Here is a 17726-nt window from a genome sequence, read left to right as displayed (position 1 = left end):
AGTCTCTTGTGATATTAATCAAATATAGTGAAAGCTGAGTGATAAATCTGAGCTTGCTCAAAAGGTTTATCCGAAGCGCATCCTATATTATTTGCAGAAAGACCGGATTAGTCTTTCAGTTTCGCAATGATAAAGTCGCGGTTTAAACGAGCAATGTTGCTGATGGAAACATTCTTCGGGCATTCAGCTTCGCACGCACGGGTATTGGTACAGTTACCGAAACCGAGTTCGTCCATCTTGCTCAACATAGCCTTGGCACGGCGCAATGCTTCCGGTTTGCCTTGGGGCAACAGGTTCAGCTGGCTCACTTTGGCAGAAACGAACAGCATAGCAGAACCGTTCTTACAAGCAGCCACACAAGCACCACAACCGATACAGCTGGCAGCATCCATAGCCTCGTCAGCGATGGGCTTCGGAATCAGGATAGCGTTGGCATCCTGGGGAGCACCGGTACGTACGCTGACGTAGCCGCCTGCCTGCATAATCTTGTCGTAGGCCGTACGGTCGACCATCAAGTCCTTGATAACCGGGAAACCGGCAGAGCGCCACGGTTCAACAGTGATGGTATCGCCGTCGTTGAAACGACGCATATAAATCTGGCAAGTCGTAGCGCCGGTTGCAGGACCGTGGGGGTGTCCGTTGATGTAGAGCGAACACATACCGCAGATACCTTCGCGGCAGTCGTGGTCGAATACAACCGGTTCTTTACCTTCAGAAATCAGCTGTTCGTTCAGGATATCCAGCATTTCGAGGAATGAAGTATCGCCCGGGATATCTTTCATTTGGTATGTTTCAAAAGCGCCTTTTGCTTTCGGACCCTTCTGGCGCCATACCTTGAGCGTAAATGATATATTTTTATCCATTTTCTTTAATTCTTTAAATGTTCAACTTCCCGATTAGCTCTTGTAGTTACGAGTCTGTACCTTGATTGCTTCGTAAACCAGCGGCTCTTTCAGCAATACCGGTTCCTTTTCGTCAGAACCCTGATATTCCCAGCAAGCCACGTAGAAGTAGTTTTCATCGTCACGCTTGGCTTCGCCTTCTTCAGTCTGATATTCTTCACGGAAGTGACCACCGCAGCTTTCGTTACGGTTCAGTGCATCGTAAGCAACCAGCTCGCCCATAGTGATGAAGTCGTACAGACGGATAGCCTTGTCGAGTTCTACATTCATACCTTCCTTGTCGCCCGGGATGAACAGTTCTTTCTCGAACTCCTTGCGGACTTCTTTCAGCTTCTTCAGACCTTCCTTCAAGCCTTCGGCCGTACGTCCCATACCTACATATTCCCACATAATGTGGCCCAGTTCCTTGTGGATAGAGTCTACAGACTTCTTACCCTTGATGTTCATCATCCAGTCAATCTTCTCCTGAACGGCCTTTTCTGCAGCTGCAAATTCGGGCAGGTCGGTAGAGAAACGGGGAACTGTAATCTGGTCGGCCAGATAGTTCTGGATAGTGTAAGGCAATACGAAGTAACCATCGGCCAGACCTTGCATCAGGGCGGAAGCACCGAGGCGGTTTGCACCGTGGTCGGAGAAGTTACATTCACCGATGGCGAACAGTCCCTTGATGGAGGTCATCAGTTCGTAGTCAACCCAGATACCACCCATGGTATAGTGGATAGCCGGATAAATCATCATCGGGTTTTCGTATGGGCTGACATCAGTGATTTCTTCATACATATCGAAGAGGTTGCCGTAACGTTGTGCAACGACATCTTTACCCAGGCGGTTGATAGCTTCGGAGAAGTCAAGGAATACGGCAAGACCGGTGTTGTTCACGCCGAAGCCCTTGTCGCAGCGTTCTTTGGCAGCGCGGCTGGCAACGTCACGCGGAACGAGGTTACCGAATGCCGGATAACGGCGTTCCAGGTAGTAGTCGCGGTCTTCCTCGGGAATATCTTTTCCTTGCAGTGTACCTTCCTGCAGTTTCTTGGCATCTTCCAGCTTCTTCGGAACCCAGATACGCCCATCGTTACGCAGAGATTCGGACATCAAAGTCAGTTTGGACTGCTTGTCACCGTGAACCGGAATACAAGTGGGGTGAATCTGTACGTAAGCAGGGTTGGCAAACCAGGCACCTTTACGGTAGCAAGCCATTGCAGCAGAGCAGTTACATGCCATTGCATTGGTAGAAAGGAAGTAGGTATTGCCGTAACCACCGGTAGCGATTACCACAGCGTGAGCGGCAAAACGTTCCAATTTACCGGTAACGAGGTTCTTTGCAATGATACCGCGGGCACGTCCGTCAATGAGGACAACATCTTCCATTTCGTAGCGGGTGTACAGTTTTACGGTACCTACGTTCACCTGGCGGCTCAATGCAGAGTATGCACCCAGCAACAGCTGCTGTCCGGTCTGACCTTTAGCGTAGAAAGTACGTGATACTTGGGCACCACCGAAAGAACGGTTGTCCAGTGTACCGCCGTATTCGCGGGCGAAAGGAACACCTTGTGCAACGCATTGGTCGATAATATTGTTGGATACTTCAGCCAGACGGTAAACGTTGGCTTCGCGGGCACGGTAGTCGCCACCTTTTACTGTATCGTAGAACAGACGGTACACAGAGTCACCGTCGTTTTGGTAATTCTTAGCAGCATTGATACCACCTTGTGCAGCGATGGAGTGTGCACGGCGCGGAGAGTCCTGGATACAGAAGTTGAATACTCTGAAACCCATTTCGCCCAGAGAGGCGGCAGCACTGGCACCGGCAAGTCCGGTTCCTACTACGATGATGTCCAGACGACGTTTGTTGGCAGGGTTTACTAATTTTTGGTGAGCCTTATAATTGGTCCATTTCTCAGCCACCGGTCCTTCCGGTATTTTAGAATCTATCTTAGTCATAATGCAATTTACAATTTAGTCATTTACAATTTGAATTTAGCAAGCGCCGCACAATGATTTTGCAAAGAATACGACAACTACCAGAGCGAAGCAGAGGACAACGATAGTAGAATAGATGTTGGAGATACATTTCCAACGGTTAATCCATACTTTGTTGTTCCAGCCCAAAGACTGCATGGAGCTCCAGAAACCGTGAGTGAGGTGGAACCACAATGCGCCCAGCCAAACAAGGTAAAGCACTACGAATACCGGATTGCTGAAGGTGTTCTGAATGTGATAGACACCGTTGGCTGCATATGCCAGCGTGAGGGTGTCGGCATGCATGCCCATGTTGTGCATCAACTCGGGAAGCTGCATTTTAGCCCAAAAGTTTACGAGGTGCAGGCCCAAACCTACGATTACGATGATACCCAATACGAGCATGTTTTGAGAAGCCCATTCCACAGTCTTGGGCTTTTCCGTAACGGCATAGCGTTCGCTACCACGTGCCTTACGGTTCTGCATAGTCAACCAGAAAGCGTAGATGATGTGGATGATGAATAAGGCAGCCAGACCTACCGTAGCCACCAATGCGTACCAGTTTGCTCCCAAGAACTCACAAACCATGTTGTAGCCATTAGCCGAGACTAATGCAACCAGGTTCATCGCCATGTGAAATGTCAGAAACAGGACAAGGGCGATACCGGTAACGCTCATCACCACTTTCCTTCCTACAGATGAATTACTTAACCACATAAATGATTGAATTTAAGTTATTTAATAGTTTGAAAATTTGTTCTATCAGGATACTTCTGTAAATGTTTCGCAAAAATAGGAGAAATCCAGCGATAAAGCAAGCGATTAAAGAAATAATTCCGTAATCCGGCAGGATGCGAAGTTTGCGGACAAGTAAAAGGTTTACTCGTCCTCCTGGTCTTTGCCTTGCTCTTTGCAGATAATGGAAATCTTTTCTCCGTTTGCCAAACGTTTTCTCAGGGCGCGGGGTGTGTCTCCGAAAGAGTCTTTGCAGAAGTGGGCAAAGTGGGATAGGGAATCAAAGCCATAGCGGGCGCTGATGACTGAAATGCGTTGTTTGGTATATTGCAGGTCGTTCAGAATTCCTTCGCGTTTCTTGTCCAGAATCCACTCATATACCGGGACCCCATACATGTTTTTAAACATACGACGGAATGTGGTGGTGGTATATCCGCCGAGGTGGGCAAACTCCTCCACATTCTTCACTTTGTCGTAGTTCTGCATGACGAAATACTGGAAGCTTTCCGTATAAGTGCTGATGGGGTAGAAAAATGTACTGATTTGGTGTAGTGGATAGTAGCATGTTAATATGTATGCCAGTTCCTGGCATTTCATTTCAATGTATTTGCTGCACGCATAAGGCTGCTCGTTGAGGTAGCAGGCAAGGCTTTTCAGAAGTCCTTCGAGCATGGGAATTGCTGTAAGCGGGGTGTAAATCAGGGGGGCTTCCGAGCGTTTCAGTATCTCTTTGTAACGCTCTTCGCAAATTAGGGGGAGCTCGGTGAACCAATAGACAATATATTCCACTTCGGTTAGAGCCAAGAGCTCTACTTTGGAGCCGATGGCTTGCAGGATGAGCTGGCGACTTTGGAGAGTGGTGCCCGGATATTCGTTACTGTTTACAAGTAATTCGCCTTTCAGCATAAATATCATGCAGTTCTGTGTGCACTTTTCAGCAGAGAAATGTTGTCCCTTGGGATAGTGGCGGTAAACCAATACTTCTTCTGATTTTTGAGGACATACCACACAATCAATCTGTCGGTTGCAGTAAGTTTCCAGTCTCATGAAATGATTAGCAAATTATTATAAATGTGGCAACAAAGATAGAATTTTTTTGTGAAAACTCTATCTATTTGTCCTATCTTTGCGTCAAACTAGTATAAAGGACTTATGAAAAAGGCTGTTTTTTTTGTATATTTTATCTGCCTTGTTGTATCCGGTCTTTCGGCACAGAATTGGGATATCAACACTTTGCACCGGGTTAACAGTTGGGATGGCAAGTTTGTCCGTAACTATAATAAGATAATTTCACGTTCGGAGCCCTATATTGCTGTCGGTGTTCCGGTGGCGATGGCCGTTGCCGCTTGGATAAAACATGATAAGGGTTTGCTGAAAGATGCGGTCTACGTAGGTACAAGTGTGGCGGGGGCTTTTGTTGTGACTTATGGAATGAAGTATCTGGTGGGTCGTGAACGTCCTTATGATAAATATCCCGACAGAGTACATGCATATAGTCATGAAGGCAGCCCGTCTTTTCCTTCCGGGCATACGGCAACGGCTTTTGCCCTTGCCACCTCGCTCAGTGTGAAGTATCCTAAATGGTATGTGATAGCTCCGTCTGCCTTGTGGGCTTGTTCCGTGGGAGTTTCCCGTATGAACGAGGGAGTGCATTATCCGTCGGATGTATTGGCGGGGGCTGCAATCGGTGCAGGATGTGCTGTGGTCAATATCTATGTCAACAAGTGGTTGAATAAATGGCTGTTTGGAGAATAATTTTAGGCGCGGATTACGCGGATTTAGTTTACGTATTCCGCATAATCCGCGCCTAATGTCGGTTTCAAGCCGGCTATTGAATAATGGTACTGTAAATGTCGTCATTCAACACTTTTAGAGCTTGCTGTACGCTCTGGTTCGTATTGTTCATCACCTGGAAGTATTCGTTCATGTCCCATAGGTCACGGGCAATCAAGGCTTTGAGTTGTGTCTTGATGAGCGGTAGGGATTGGTGGTACTGTTTCTCGTCAAACTTGATTTTCTCCTTGTCGGCAAGCGCACGTATTTCGGCAAGGAAGTTATCGTCTATCTCGAATTTCTCGTTGAAGGCTTCAAATTTCTTGTATTTGTTCTGCAGCTCCTTCCGGTGTTTCTCGATGTAGCCGGTAGTGGCTTTGATAACCACGCCTTTGGCTACGAGATTGCGGTGATAGTCTGTGTACTGGGTAGTGTCGATGGGGACGAAAAAGTCGGGCATGATACCTCCACCTCCGTAAACGGTACGCCCCATACGTTTGGTCTGCACTTTCAGGGAGTCGGCAAAATGGATACTGTCCGCATGAATCATTTCTCCATGATTGAAGCGGTCTATCAGTTCCTGATTATATTTATCCTGACTGTTTTCTCCACTCAGACGACCATCGAGGTTGGCGGTACTGTCGTAAGGCTTCTGGATGCAACGCCCCGAAGGGGTATAGTAACGGGCTATGGTCAGACGAATCATGGAACCGTCCGGCAGGTCGATAGGACGCTGTACCAGTCCCTTACCGAATGTGCGGCGCCCTACTATCACACCTCTGTCCCAGTCCTGAATGGCCCCGGTCACGATTTCGCTGGCAGAAGCGGAGTACTCGTCCACCAATACGATGAGGCGTCCGTTCTTGAAGTTGCCCGTACCTTTGGCAAAGAAATCACTGCGGCGCGAAGCCCTTCCTTCGGTGTAGACAATGAGTTCTTTTTGCTTGAGAAACTCGTTGGCAAGGTCGATGGCGGCATTCAGATACCCTCCTCCGTTTCCTTGCAGGTCGAGGATTAGGTCTTTCATCCCCTTTTTCTGCAGGCTTTTCAGGGCTTCTGCAAATTCTTCAGCAGTGGTTGCTCCAAAGCGGTTGATGCGTATATAGCCAATTTTGGGTTGTATCATGTAAGAGGCATCCAGACTGAGGATGGGAATTTTGTCACGTTTTACGTTGAAGTACAGCTGGTCTTCCACGCCACGGCGTACGATGGTCAGTTTCACTTCCGAGTCTTTCGGTCCGCGCAGGCGGCTCATAATATCTTCCGTGCTCATTTTTACTCCGGCAATGGCACTGTCGTTGACGGCTACGATACGGTCACCGGCAAGGATACCCACTTTCTCGGAAGGACCGTTGCTGACGGGTTGTATCACAAGCAGGGTATCTTCTATCATCTGAAATTGTACACCGATGCCCTCGAAATTGCCTTGTAACGGCTCGTTCATTTTCTTTACTTCTTCGGCATTGTTGTAGGTGGAGTGCGGGTCGAGTTGTGCCAGCATCTTGATGATGGCTTCTTCCACCAGCTTGTCTTCATCCACCTTGTCCACATAGAGGTTGGTGATGGCAAACTCTGCCATCTGTAGTTTGCGCAGGGCTTCATTATTCGGCTTTTGCGCTTGCGCCGTCATCGCGCATATACATATTATAATAGTAAATAGTTTCTTCATCATCTCCATTTTAATTCCTAATCCTTAATCCCTAATCTCCATTCCTTCCGGTATGAACATGCTGATGTCCTTGCCGTATTGCAGTAGTTCGCGCACAGTGGTGGAGCTGACGCAGGTAAGTTCCGGCTCGGTGAAGAGCAGGATGGTTTCTATGCCGGTCAGTTTGCGGTTGATGTCGGCAATGGTTTCCTCATATTCGAAATCCTTGACGGTGCGTATGCCGCGTATAATTAGGCTGGCATCTACCTGCCGGGCAAAGTCGATGGTCAGGCAATCGTATGACTGCACAATGATGCGCGGCTCATTCCGGTAGTAGTCCCGTATCATCTGTTCGCGCTTTTCCAGGGGGAAATACGTGTTCTTGTTTTCATTGATGCCGATTCCTATAACGATTTCGTCGATGAAAGTTAGTGCACGGCTCACTACCGAGGAGTGTCCGATAGTAAATGGGTCGAATGTTCCCGGAAAGATAGCTCTTCTCATGATGCCAAGTCTTCTTCTATAACCAAGTTGTTGATAATAAAGTTTTGCCGTTCCATGGTATTCTTACCCATGTAGAATTCCAGCAGTTCCTTTACGAGGTCTGTCTTGCGCAGCGACACTTGCTCCAGACGCATGTCCTTGCCGATGAAATGCTTGAACTCGTCTGGCGAGATTTCTCCCAGACCTTTGAATCGGGTGATTTCGGGGTTGGGACCCAGTTCTTCAATGGCTTTCACACGTTCCTCCTCAGTGTAGCAATAGCTTGTCTTCTTCTTGTTGCGCACGCGGAAGAGCGGAGTTTGCAGGATGTATACATGTCCCTTCTTTATCAGGTCGGGGAAGAACTGCAGGAAGAAGGTGATAATCAGCAGGCGGATATGCATGCCGTCCACATCGGCATCGGTGGCTACGATGACTTTGTTGTAGCGCAGTGTTTCTATGCCGTCTTCTATATTCAAGGCTGCTTGGAGCAGGTTGAATTCTTCGTTTTCATAAACTACTTTCTTGGTCAGTCCGTAGGTATTTAGCGGTTTACCACGCAGGCTGAATACTGCTTGGGTATTCACGTCACGGCTCTTGGTGATGGAGCCGCTGGCAGAGTCTCCCTCGGTAATGAAGATACAGGATTCGGTTTCCTGATCCTTGCCTTTACCGTCACTCAAGTGGTAACGGCAGTCGCGCAGCTTGCGGTTGTGCAGGTTGGCTTTCTTGGCGCGCTCGCGTACCAGCTTGTTGACGCCGGCAATGGCTTTGCGCTCTTTCTCGGAGTCCTGTATCTTTTGCAGCATCACTTCGGCCACAAGCGGGTTCTTGTGGAGGTAATTGTCCACTTCCGTCTTGATGAAGTCTCCTACGTATTTGTTTACTGTGGGGCCGGCGGGCTTGTGCTCCTGCGGCGCGGCAGGCCACATGTTGTTGCTGCCCAGTTTCGTTTTGGTCTGGCTTTCGAACATGGGTTCTTCCACGTCGATGGCGATGGCGGCTACCAGTCCGTTGCGTATGTCGGCATACTCCTGGTTCTTGTTGTAGAATTCCTTGATGGTACGGGCAATGTGTTCCTTTAAGGCAGTCTGGTGTGTACCGCCTTGGGTGGTGTGCTGCCCGTTGACAAAGGAGTAGTACTCTTCACCGTATTGATTGGTATGTGTGAAGGCAATCTCGATGTCCTCTCCTTTCAAGTGGATGATGTCGTAAAGGCCTTCGCTGGTCATGTTGTCTTTCAGCAAGTCCTCCAGCCCGTGGCGGGAGACGATGCGCTGTCCGTTGTAAATGAAGGTGAGGCCCGTATTCAGGTAGGTGTAGTTGCGCAGCAGGGTTTCTACGAACTGGTTCTGGAAGGAATAGTTGTAGAAGAGCGTGTTGTCCGGTTCAAAGAAGATATAAGTTCCGTTTTCTTCTGTCGAGTCTTCGGTCACATCACTCAACAGCGTTCCTTTCTCGAAGATGACGGTACGTACTTTGTCGTCGCGGTAGCTGCGTACCTCGAAACGGCTACTCAGCGCATTGACCGCCTTGATGCCCACGCCATTCAGTCCGACACTTTTCTTGAAAGCCTTCGAGTCATATTTACCCCCGGTATTCAGTTTGCTGACTGCCTCTACCAGTTTGCCTTGCGGGATGCCTCGTCCATAGTCGCGCACGCTGACGCGCAGGCCGTCTTCTATAGTCACTTCTATACGCTTTCCGGCACCCATCTTGAACTCGTCGATGCTGTTGTCCATCACTTCTTTCAGCAACACATAGATACCGTCGTCGTTCTGTGAGCCGTCGCCCAGACGGCCTATGTACATACCGGAACGGACACGGATATGCTCCATGTCGTCCAGGTGGCGGATGTTGTCGTCGGTATATTCTACGCTGGAAACGGGGCTCTCTGTGATATTGTTGTCTGCTTCTTCCAGCGGCAGGGTCATATTGTTGTTATCTTCCATAAGTACGTTATTCCTTCATATTGCGCATTGCGACAAAGGTAATGAGAAATTCGGGGGTTCGCAAAAAAATAATGTCTTTTATGGACTTCTGACAAGCTTATATTCTGGATTTAGAATTTATTTTATTCCCTTCACAAAGCATCTTCTCCGTTTGTGCTGTTCCGTCTTGAAGTACTCCCATTGCGCTTGTACTTTGCCGTTCAATTCCAGCTCCGGATTACTTTCGGCATACTCGAAACCAAGTTGCTGATAGACGGGGATAAGGTCGGAGAACAGCAGTGCATTGACGCCCTTGTTCTGATATTCCGGTTTTACGGCAACCAGCAGCAAGTCGAGCATTTTGGGATATTTCTTCAAGAAGATGGTCTTGGCCAGGTGATACCAACCCATAGGAAGCAGGCGCCCGTGGGCTTTTTGCAACGCTTCGGCGAGGGATGGCATAGAAATGCCTACGGCAAGCAGCTGGTCATCGGCATCGGTAATCAGTGTCACCATGCGAAGGTCGAGGATGGGCAGGTACATCTTGACGTATTGGTCAATCTGCCGTTGGCTCAGTGCAGAATAACCGTAGAGGGGCTGATAGGCTTCGTTCATCAGTTCGAAGATGGCCTGACCGTAGTCTTGGGCAATCTTCTTGGCCGATGTGTATTTCTTTATCTTGAGGTTATACTTGCGCTGGATGAGGTCGGAGATGCGCTTGTGCTTGTCGGGTATGGCATCCGGAATGTAGATTTTGTACTCCACCCAATCGGCATCCTTCTCAAATCCCATGCGCTCCATATGTTGCGGATAGTAGGGATAGTTATAAATGGTGGCCATGGTGCTGAGCTGGTCGAATCCTTCGATAAGCATACCTTCGGCATCGAAGTCTGTGAATCCCAGCGGGCCTTGTATATGTGTCATTCCCCGTTCTTTTCCCCATTCTTCCACGGTGCGAATCAGGGCATCGGAGACTTCCGCATCGTCGATGAAGTCTATCCAGCCGAAGCGGACTTCCTTTTTGTTCCAGGTTTGGTTTGCCTTGTGGTTGATGATGGCAGCTACACGTCCTACGATTTTACCTTCCCGATAAGCCAGGAAATAGTCGGCTTCACAAAATTCAAATGCAGCGTTTTTCTTCTTGTTGAAGGTGTTGAGCATGTCATCGAAAAGGTCGGGGACGGAATAAGGGTTGTTTTTGTATAGCAGGTAGTTGAAACGGATAAAGCGTTTCAATTCCCGTCTTGTGGTTACTTTCTTGATTGTAATTGCCATAGTTGTTCAATATTGAGGTGGCAAAGGTAATGCAAACTGAGAGTAGAACAAAATAAGCTTGCTTATTTTTTATGCCGAGATGCAGCTTGCCTTATTTAAAGATACGTGATAATCTTTAAAATACCGCGTAGAGTGTCTGTAAATTTGCTGTTAGAGGTTGTATATCAGTACCGCTGTGTAGGCAATGTAGCAGAGAATCAGAATGCTCCCTTCCAGCCGGGTGATGATGCGTTTCCCGAAAAAGACACCGAACAGCCAAAGCAGGAGGCTGGCCCCAACAAGTACCCACAAATCGAAATTGGTGATGCCCGTCAGACGCAGTGGAGTGATGGAGGCCGAACAACCCAGCACAAAGAATATATTGAAGAGATTGCTTCCGATGACGTTTCCGATGGCTATTTCGGGGTTTTTCTTCAAGGCGGCTACGATGGAGGTGGCAAGTTCGGGCAGTGATGTGCCGCCTGCTACGAGCGTAAGGCCGATGATGGATTCGCTGACACCCAATCCGCGGGCTATGCCGCTGGCGCCGTCTACAAAGAAATTACCTCCGATGATGAGGCCGGTAAGTCCGCCGAGAATGTATAGGGTAGACTTCCACGCGGGTAACAGTCTGATTTCGTCTTCTTCCTGCAAGTGCTCTTTTTCCGGTTCCTTCATACTTCCATCCCTTTTTGCGATGGCAAAAGTATAACTCAGGAAAATGGCAAAGAAGCATAGCAGCAATAGGCCGTCGGTGATGCTGAGTATGTTCTCCCCACCGCCGTCCAGAAAGACATCGTTGGCACAAATCAGCAGGACGAAGGATGAAAGGATGCAAAGGGGTATTTCGCGTTTCAGTGTATTGCGGGTGATGGCTATCGGGGCAAAAAGGGCTGTACAACCCACAATCATCAGGGTATTGAACGTATTGCTTCCCACCACATTACCAATGGCAATGTCTACACTGCCTTTGAGAGCAGAGGAGATGCTGACGGTGAGTTCCGGTGCGGAAGTACCGAAGGCAACAATGGTGAGCCCGATGACGATGGACGGTATATGGAAACGTTTGGCAACGGATGCGGCACCATCTGTCAAGCCATTGGCACCCAAAAGAATGAGGAGCAGTCCTCCGACAAGAAACAATATATCCATAAGTATGTCAATTTTGAGTACAAAGATAATGCAAACTGGATATAGAATTTTCATGTTTGCATGAAAAAGTTATGTTGATTAGGATAGGAAGTTAAAAACATTCTGTATGTTTGGAGCATTTATTGGGTATGCTTGCATAATTAAAGAATCAAATCAAGAAGTTTATATATGAAGGTTATCCGTACTTTCTGTCTTAGTTGGCTGTTGATGCTGGCGGGCGGAGTGTCAGCTCAGCTGGTAGATAAAGTGCTCAGTGTTTTAGGGGAGGATAGTGTGGGGAGTGTCACAGTGGCAAGGACCGACTCCGATTCGATTCAGTTGTCGCTTGTCCGGCGGGAGTTGGAAACAGCCCGGCTGAACGAGGCGAATTTGCGGATGGAAATGGAGCAGATGAAGTTGGCGGGCTATGCGGCCGATTCGGTGAAACTGGCATTGCAGAAACAACGCATTGATTCGTTGCGGACGGTGACGCCGGGTATTCCGGTGGTGGTAGAGAAGGACACCTTGTTCTATCTATATGCCAAGCGTGGAGGGCATACGCCTCAGCAGCGGGCCAAGGATGTAAGTAGCGTCATCGAAGCATTGGGCACGCGTTTCAGTCTGCGTCCGGACTCTGTTTATTTGGAGAGTACGGATATTGTTACGGACTTGATGTATGGCGAAAAGGTCATCATTTCCTTTACCGATCAGGATGCTTTGTGGGAAAACTGTACTCGCGACCAGCTGGCCGCCAGCAAGAGGCATGTCGTGGTGGACAAACTAAAAGCCATGCAGAAGGAGCATAGCTTGTGGCAGTTGGGTAAACGCATCTTGTATTTTATCCTGGTGCTTGTAGGACAATTCTTCCTATTCAAGTTTACTAACTGGCTGTTCAGAAAGCTCAAACTACGCATCCAGAAACTGAAGGATACCAAACTGAAACCGATCTCCATTCAGGATTATGAATTGTTGGATACGCAGAAGCAGGTCAACCTGCTGGTGTTTGCTGCCAATCTGGTGCGTTATGTGGTCATGCTGTTGCAGTTGTTGCTGACAGTTCCACTGTTATTCTCCATTTTCCCTCAGACCAAGAGTTTGGCTTATACATTATTCTCCTACATCTGGAATCCTATAAAGGTCATTCTGAATGGAATAACCGACTATATACCCAATCTGTTCACTATCTTTGTGATATGCTATGCGGTGAAGTATTTAGTCAGACTGGTGCGCTATCTTGCCAATGAGGTGCAGGCTGAACGGCTGAAGATAAACGGCTTCTATCCGGATTGGGCCATTCCTACCTATCACATTGTGCGCTTCTTGCTTTATGCGTTTATGATTGCCATGATTTACCCTTATTTGCCGGGTTCCAAGTCGGGAGTCTTCCAGGGAATCTCTGTGTTTGTCGGCTTGATTGTTTCGCTCGGCTCCAGTACAGTTATCGGCAATATCATTGCAGGGCTGGTCATAACCTACATGCGACCTTTCAAGCTGGGTGACCGCATCAAGCTGAACGACACTACGGGCAACATCATTGAGAAAACGCCGCTTGTCACCCGCATCCGTACCCCGAAGAATGAGGTGGTGACCATTCCGAACTCTTTCATCATGTCTTCCCATACGGTCAATTACAGCCAGTCTGCCCGTGAGTATGGATTGATTATCCATTCGGAGGTCAGTATTGGCTACGATGTTCCGTGGCGGAAGACACACCAGCTGTTGATAGAGGCTGCATTGAATACCCCTGGAGTGATAGATGATCCCCGCCCGTTTATATTGGAAACTTCCCTTCAGGATTATTATCCGGTTTATCAAGTGAATGCCTATATCAGGGATGCCAACAGCCTTAGCCAGATTTACTCTGATTTGCATCAGAATATCCAGGATGTTTTCAACGAAGCAGGCATCGAAATCATGTCTCCTCACTACATAGCTACGCGTGACGGCAGTGAGACGACCATACCCAAGGATGACTTGCGGGATAAAGGGAAATCATGATTTCCCTTTATCCCGCAAGTACAAGCTTTTTCGTATTCGGTGATAATATTACAGTTCATCTATTATCTCCTGCAAGATCCTTTTCTGTTTTGTTTTGAAAACTTTTCGATGTATTCTTCAGTGTGACTGTATTTTCTTCAACATTTCCGGATTTTCTGTCGCGAAGAGTTTAGTAGGTTATTTGCTGCGCGTCACCGTGTGCAGTACATTTCCTTTCTTGTCAATCATGCGCAGTTCCAGTGTCTTTTTGCTGGCCGATACAATGGAGAAACCCGGTTCGGGGCTGCAGAATACGGTTCCTTCGATGGGCTTCACCTTGCGGGCGAGCGAACCGGCGGAATTGGTGATATAGTCGATGTCGCTGCCTGCCACGCGTACATGCTGGAAGTTGTGGATGTGCCCGCAGATGTACATATCCACCTTGTGCTTGCGCAGAATGGGATCGAGGTGTGCCTGCATATCCGCGCGTTCGCTCTCGTCCTTCGGGGTTTCGGCATAGATGGGATGGTGTCCGGCAACGATAACCCAGTCTTCCTTGGCGGCGCTCAGTACGGAGTCCACCCAGGCAAGTTGCTTCCGGTAGTCCTGCTTGCAGGCATCGGGATAGGTATCGCTTTCATTGCGGTATTTGTCAATCATCGGGGCGGTGTCTACCCAAAGGATGCGGATAGTAGCGCCTTTATCCTCGAATGTCTTGGTATAATAACGGGCAGGCATTGTCCAGCGGCGGCTGACGTTACTGTAGTCGAGCACAGCTTGCGTATTGCCGCGGTATTCGTGGTTGCCCAGCAGGGGGAACCAGTCTATCATCAGCTCCGGATGGCTGTAGATAAGTTCGTAGTTGGTCATCCAAAGAGGGTCGTTCACACTGCGTACACCTTCAAAATGGTGTACATCGCCGGTGGCAAGTACGAATTCGGGGTCTGCGCCGTTCTCTGCCATCTGTCCCATCAGTTCGGCAATGGGTTTCTGGTCGTAGTAGCCGTTGCGGCCGAGGTCGTTGGCTACGTAGAAGTTGAACTTCTTGTCGAAGATGGAGTAATCGGTAATTTGGGCAATAGCCGCGTTGCCGAGTAGGGCAACCAATAATAAAAGGAATAGTTTCTTCATAATCAGTCATCATTAAAAATTAATCTTCACTCCTGCATTCACTTTCACGCCGTAGTATTCTGCCTGCATGGTACGGTCTTTCGTGCCCTGGTAGTAGCGTAGTGGCTGGTTCAGCAGGTTGTTGGCTTCGGCGTAGAAGGTAGTCTTGAATTTCTTTCCGAAGGTATAGCTCGCGTTTACGTCCATATAGTTCACTTTGTCGTAGTAGCGGTCGTAGAAGGTGCTTTCTCCCATTTCGTCGATGAAGTCGGAAGCGAAGTTATAGCTCAGACGCAGGTTCAGGCCGCCTTTCTCAAAGTATAGGGAAGCGTTTGCGGTATGCTCCGGAGAACCTGGCATGCTCAAGTCTTTCTCATTCTCGCGGCCTTCGAAGTTGAAGTCTTCCACACGGGAGTGGGTGTAGGTGTACGTTCCGTAGAAACCTACACATTTCAGAGCGGGAGCAATGAAGCTGAAGTCGCGCTGGTAGGATAACTCTACCCCTACCAGGTTGGCGTTGCCCGCATTCTTGGGTTGGGTGAAGCGGGTGTAGGTGTTACCCTGGTATTCGTAGTTGGTGCTCACCTGGTCTACGATGAAGTCGTCTATCTTCTTGTAGAAGATGCCGGCGCTTATCAGACCGATGCTGCGGAAGTAATAGTCGGCACTCAAGTCGAAGTTGTAGGAGACGGTAGGTTTCAGCTCCGGGTTTCCGATGGTGATTTCGTTGTCGGAACGCTTGATATTCACACTGGGCACGAGGGCCGAGTATTTGGGGCGTGACAAGGTTTGGGTAAACGAACCGCGCACTTTGAAGTCATCGTTTACATTCCACTTGGCGAGCAGCGACGGCAGGAAGTTGATGTAGCTGTTGCGCTGACGGTCGGTCTTACTGGTGAGGTCTTCGTCGGCATCGTAGGTGCGTCCCGTATAGGCAAGGTTGGTGTTCTCTATGCGGAGTCCGGTCATCAGTTCCACGTCTTTTGTCAGTTTTTGGTCGAAGCGGAGGTAGCCGGAAGTCACGGTTTCGCGGGCATCGAAGTTACCGGCAAGTTCTTCCTGCACCTGCTCTTTCTCAAAGAGGGAAGCGTTGTTCAAGTCTAAAGAGCCGGTGTATTCCTTGCTAGCGTAGATGCCTGCCTGGTATTTGTTGTCGGGCATGAAGTTCTTGTTGGTTTGGTCCACTGTATTTGCCAGGCTGTTCGTCATGAAGGCGTCCTCGTTCAGAGGAGAGTATTCGTAGAAGTCCACTTCTTTATCCTTGGTCTTGCGCACCACCTTTGCGCCGAACTTCAGCTTGTTGCCGTTCTTGAAGGGAAGCTTGAAGTTGGCGGAGAACTTCAGGTCCTGCTCCTTGATGTCTTCCTGCTGTTCCGTCAACTCTTTCAGGCTGAATTCATCGTTCAGCGTCATGGTAGAGCCTGCTTTGGGGCTGGCAAACGGTTCGCGTTCGTCGCTCAGGTCCATGTCGAACTTCTGTTTCTTCAGTTGGAAGTCGATGTAGCGTTCGTTGGGACGTTCTTCGCTGGCTTTGGCATAGCTGGCGTGCCAGTCCATGGAGAGTGAGCCGAAGAGGTGTTCGCCGCCGAGGGCAAAGTCCATGGTGCGCTGGCGTTCCAGGCGGGCGTTGCGGTTGTCCGGCGTACCGGCTTTGGTCTGTATGCGTACGGTGGCGTTGCCGTCGGCATCAAGGTCTTTCAGCGTGGTGCGGTAGCGATTCTCCCAGTCGTTGCGGTTGTTGAAGATGCCTTTGAAGGTCAGTTTGTGGTTGGCATCGATGTCCCAGTCCAGTGCGGCAGAGTAGCTCTGGCGTTCGCGGGTGACGTAGTATTGGCGGATTTGGTAGTCGTTGACGTACGTCTTGCCGTCATCGTCCTGCTCCCACACGAATTCGGTGTCGTAGGAGCCGGAAGGTGAGTTCTGATAGGAGGCCGATACAATCAAGCCGAGTTTGTCGTTGAAGAAGCGGTCGCCGTAGGTGAAGCCAAGGTTCAGTTGCGCCTTTTCGCTCACCCAGTTGTAGCCGGTTCCGGCAGTGGCGGCAATGGTGCGCTTGTAGGGGGAGTTCTTGGTGACGAGGTTGATGCTGCCGCCGATGGCGTCGCCGTCCATGTCCGCAGTGACCACCTTGTTTACTTCGATGGTCTGAATCATATCTGCCGGAATGAGGTCGAGCTGTACGTTGCGCGTATCGCCTTCGGCAGAGGGAACGCGGTTGCCGTTGATGGTGACGGAGCTGAGGTCGGCACTCGTGCCCCGTACTTGCCCGAAGCGCGCCTCGCCTTGGTCGTACTGCACGTTGATGCCGGAGATGCGTTTAAGGGCGTCACCGATGTTGGAGTCGGGGAACTTGCCTACCTGGTCGGCAGAGACTACATTCGTAATCCCCATGTTGTTTTTCTGTGAGTTGATGGCACGGCGCTGTCCCTGGAAGGCGCCGCCTACCACCACTTCCTGCAACTCCACACCTTCGTTTAGCACGACGTCTTTCTCCAGTGTGCGGCCTGCGGGGATGGTGATTTTCAGTTCTACGGGCGAGTAGCCCACGTAGCTCACCTTTACTGTATAGGTTCCCGGGTCAAGGTTAGAGAAAGTGTAGAAGCCGTTGACGTCGCTCGTCACGCCAGTGTGTAGTTTCTCGATGTAGATAGAAGCGCCCGGGAGAGTCTGTTTAGTGGCGTCAATGATACGCCCGCGTACAGTTCCTTGTTTCGTGACATTTGCTTTTTCGTCGGCCATGGCTGTATTGCCGGTGGCGGTGAATAAGAGCAGGAATAAGAATGCTCTCAAGATCTGTTTCATAATTGTTATTATCTGTTAATA

13 protein-coding genes are annotated in these 17726 nt (G+C 49.2%); 2 read left to right on the top strand and 11 right to left on the bottom strand.

The window, feature by feature from the left end; all coding sequences use genetic code 11:
• Positions 1-107: 107 nt before the first annotated feature.
• The 4 genes from ITJ87_RS03320 to ITJ87_RS03305 form a co-directional block, all read right to left on the bottom strand.
• Positions 108-863, bottom strand: coding sequence for a succinate dehydrogenase/fumarate reductase iron-sulfur subunit (locus ITJ87_RS03320; RefSeq protein WP_005830925.1), 756 nt, complete (start codon positions 861-863; stop codon positions 108-110).
• 33 nt (positions 864-896) lie between these two features.
• Complete coding sequence (locus ITJ87_RS03315) at positions 897-2843, bottom strand: fumarate reductase/succinate dehydrogenase flavoprotein subunit (RefSeq protein WP_117601079.1); 1947 nt, start codon at positions 2841-2843, stop codon at positions 897-899.
• Positions 2844-2879: 36 nt separating this feature from the next.
• On the bottom strand, positions 2880-3578 hold the full coding sequence (locus ITJ87_RS03310) for a succinate dehydrogenase/fumarate reductase cytochrome b subunit (protein WP_005830923.1): 699 nt from the start codon (positions 3576-3578) through the stop codon (positions 2880-2882).
• 162 nt (positions 3579-3740) lie between these two features.
• Positions 3741-4643 (bottom strand): AraC family transcriptional regulator, encoded by a 903-nt coding sequence (locus tag ITJ87_RS03305; protein ID WP_117601080.1) that lies wholly within the window; start codon positions 4641-4643, stop codon positions 3741-3743.
• A 105-nt stretch (positions 4644-4748) separates the two neighbouring features.
• On the opposite strand from ITJ87_RS03305, the gene ITJ87_RS03300 reads away from it, so the two are divergent.
• A complete protein-coding gene (locus ITJ87_RS03300; RefSeq protein WP_117601081.1) occupies positions 4749-5351 on the top strand; it encodes a phosphatase PAP2 family protein in 603 nt (200 codons plus the stop codon).
• A 73-nt stretch (positions 5352-5424) separates the two neighbouring features.
• Here the strand turns inward: ITJ87_RS03300 and ITJ87_RS03295 are convergent, their stop codons facing one another.
• The 5 genes from ITJ87_RS03295 to ITJ87_RS03275 all read right to left on the bottom strand — a co-directional run bounded on the left by ITJ87_RS03295 (position 5425) and on the right by ITJ87_RS03275 (position 11837).
• Entirely contained in the window at positions 5425-7038 is a 1614-nt protein-coding gene (locus tag ITJ87_RS03295) for a S41 family peptidase (protein WP_171030461.1), read from the bottom strand.
• A gap of 24 nt (positions 7039-7062) precedes the next feature.
• The gene (gene coaD, locus ITJ87_RS03290; protein ID WP_005830918.1) at positions 7063-7521 is read right to left on the bottom strand and encodes a pantetheine-phosphate adenylyltransferase; all 459 of its coding nucleotides are present in this window, start codon (positions 7519-7521) and stop codon (positions 7063-7065) included.
• Positions 7518-9452: a DNA topoisomerase IV subunit B gene (locus tag ITJ87_RS03285; protein ID WP_370528673.1), complete on the bottom strand. Its 1935-nt coding sequence runs from the start codon at positions 9450-9452 to the stop codon at positions 7518-7520. The genes coaD and ITJ87_RS03285 overlap by 4 nt, the downstream gene beginning before the upstream one ends.
• A 117-nt stretch (positions 9453-9569) precedes the next feature.
• Positions 9570-10706, bottom strand: coding sequence for an N-acetyltransferase (locus tag ITJ87_RS03280; protein ID WP_117964970.1), 1137 nt, complete (start codon positions 10704-10706; stop codon positions 9570-9572).
• Positions 10707-10856: 150 nt separating this feature from the next.
• Positions 10857-11837 carry a calcium/sodium antiporter gene (locus ITJ87_RS03275; protein WP_117964968.1) on the bottom strand — a complete coding sequence of 327 codons (981 nt, stop codon included), beginning with the start codon at positions 11835-11837 and terminating at the stop codon, positions 10857-10859.
• A 168-nt stretch (positions 11838-12005) separates the two neighbouring features.
• On the opposite strand from ITJ87_RS03275, the gene ITJ87_RS03270 reads away from it, so the two are divergent.
• Entirely contained in the window at positions 12006-13814 is a 1809-nt protein-coding gene (locus tag ITJ87_RS03270; protein WP_117964966.1) for a mechanosensitive ion channel family protein, read from the top strand.
• A gap of 177 nt (positions 13815-13991) precedes the next feature.
• On the opposite strand, the gene ITJ87_RS03265 is transcribed toward ITJ87_RS03270, so the two are convergent.
• On the bottom strand, positions 13992-14924 hold the full coding sequence (locus ITJ87_RS03265; protein ID WP_165853620.1) for a metallophosphoesterase: 933 nt from the start codon (positions 14922-14924) through the stop codon (positions 13992-13994).
• Between the two features lie 12 nt (positions 14925-14936).
• Positions 14937-17705 carry a TonB-dependent receptor gene (locus ITJ87_RS03260; RefSeq protein WP_117964963.1) on the bottom strand — a complete coding sequence of 923 codons (2769 nt, stop codon included), beginning with the start codon at positions 17703-17705 and terminating at the stop codon, positions 14937-14939.
• Between the last annotated feature and the right edge of the window lie 21 nt (positions 17706-17726).

It is taken from the genome of Bacteroides sp. HF-162, from assembly GCF_015679285.1.
Classification (GTDB): domain Bacteria; phylum Bacteroidota; class Bacteroidia; order Bacteroidales; family Bacteroidaceae; genus Bacteroides; species Bacteroides uniformis.
This window is presented reverse-complemented; position numbering and strand designations above follow the sequence as displayed.

Coding starts and splice junctions, on each gene's coding strand:
- ITJ87_RS03300 (WP_117601081.1), top strand. CDS start 4,749: ATGAAAAAGGCTGTTTTTTTTGTATATTTTATCTGCCTTGTTGTATCC.
- ITJ87_RS03280 (WP_117964970.1), bottom strand. CDS start 10,706: ATGGCAATTACAATCAAGAAAGTAACCACAAGACGGGAATTGAAACGC.
- ITJ87_RS03260 (WP_117964963.1), bottom strand. CDS start 17,705: ATGAAACAGATCTTGAGAGCATTCTTATTCCTGCTCTTATTCACCGCC.
- ITJ87_RS03265 (WP_165853620.1), bottom strand. CDS start 14,924: ATGAAGAAACTATTCCTTTTATTATTGGTTGCCCTACTCGGCAACGCG.
- ITJ87_RS03285 (WP_370528673.1), bottom strand. CDS start 9,452: ATGGAAGATAACAACAATATGACCCTGCCGCTGGAAGAAGCAGACAAC.
- coaD (WP_005830918.1), bottom strand. CDS start 7,521: ATGAGAAGAGCTATCTTTCCGGGAACATTCGACCCATTTACTATCGGA.
- ITJ87_RS03270 (WP_117964966.1), top strand. CDS start 12,006: ATGAAGGTTATCCGTACTTTCTGTCTTAGTTGGCTGTTGATGCTGGCG.
- ITJ87_RS03315 (WP_117601079.1), bottom strand. CDS start 2,843: ATGACTAAGATAGATTCTAAAATACCGGAAGGACCGGTGGCTGAGAAA.
- ITJ87_RS03305 (WP_117601080.1), bottom strand. CDS start 4,643: ATGAGACTGGAAACTTACTGCAACCGACAGATTGATTGTGTGGTATGT.
- ITJ87_RS03295 (WP_171030461.1), bottom strand. CDS start 7,038: ATGAAGAAACTATTTACTATTATAATATGTATATGCGCGATGACGGCG.
- ITJ87_RS03275 (WP_117964968.1), bottom strand. CDS start 11,837: ATGGATATATTGTTTCTTGTCGGAGGACTGCTCCTCATTCTTTTGGGT.
- ITJ87_RS03310 (WP_005830923.1), bottom strand. CDS start 3,578: ATGTGGTTAAGTAATTCATCTGTAGGAAGGAAAGTGGTGATGAGCGTT.
- ITJ87_RS03320 (WP_005830925.1), bottom strand. CDS start 863: ATGGATAAAAATATATCATTTACGCTCAAGGTATGGCGCCAGAAGGGT.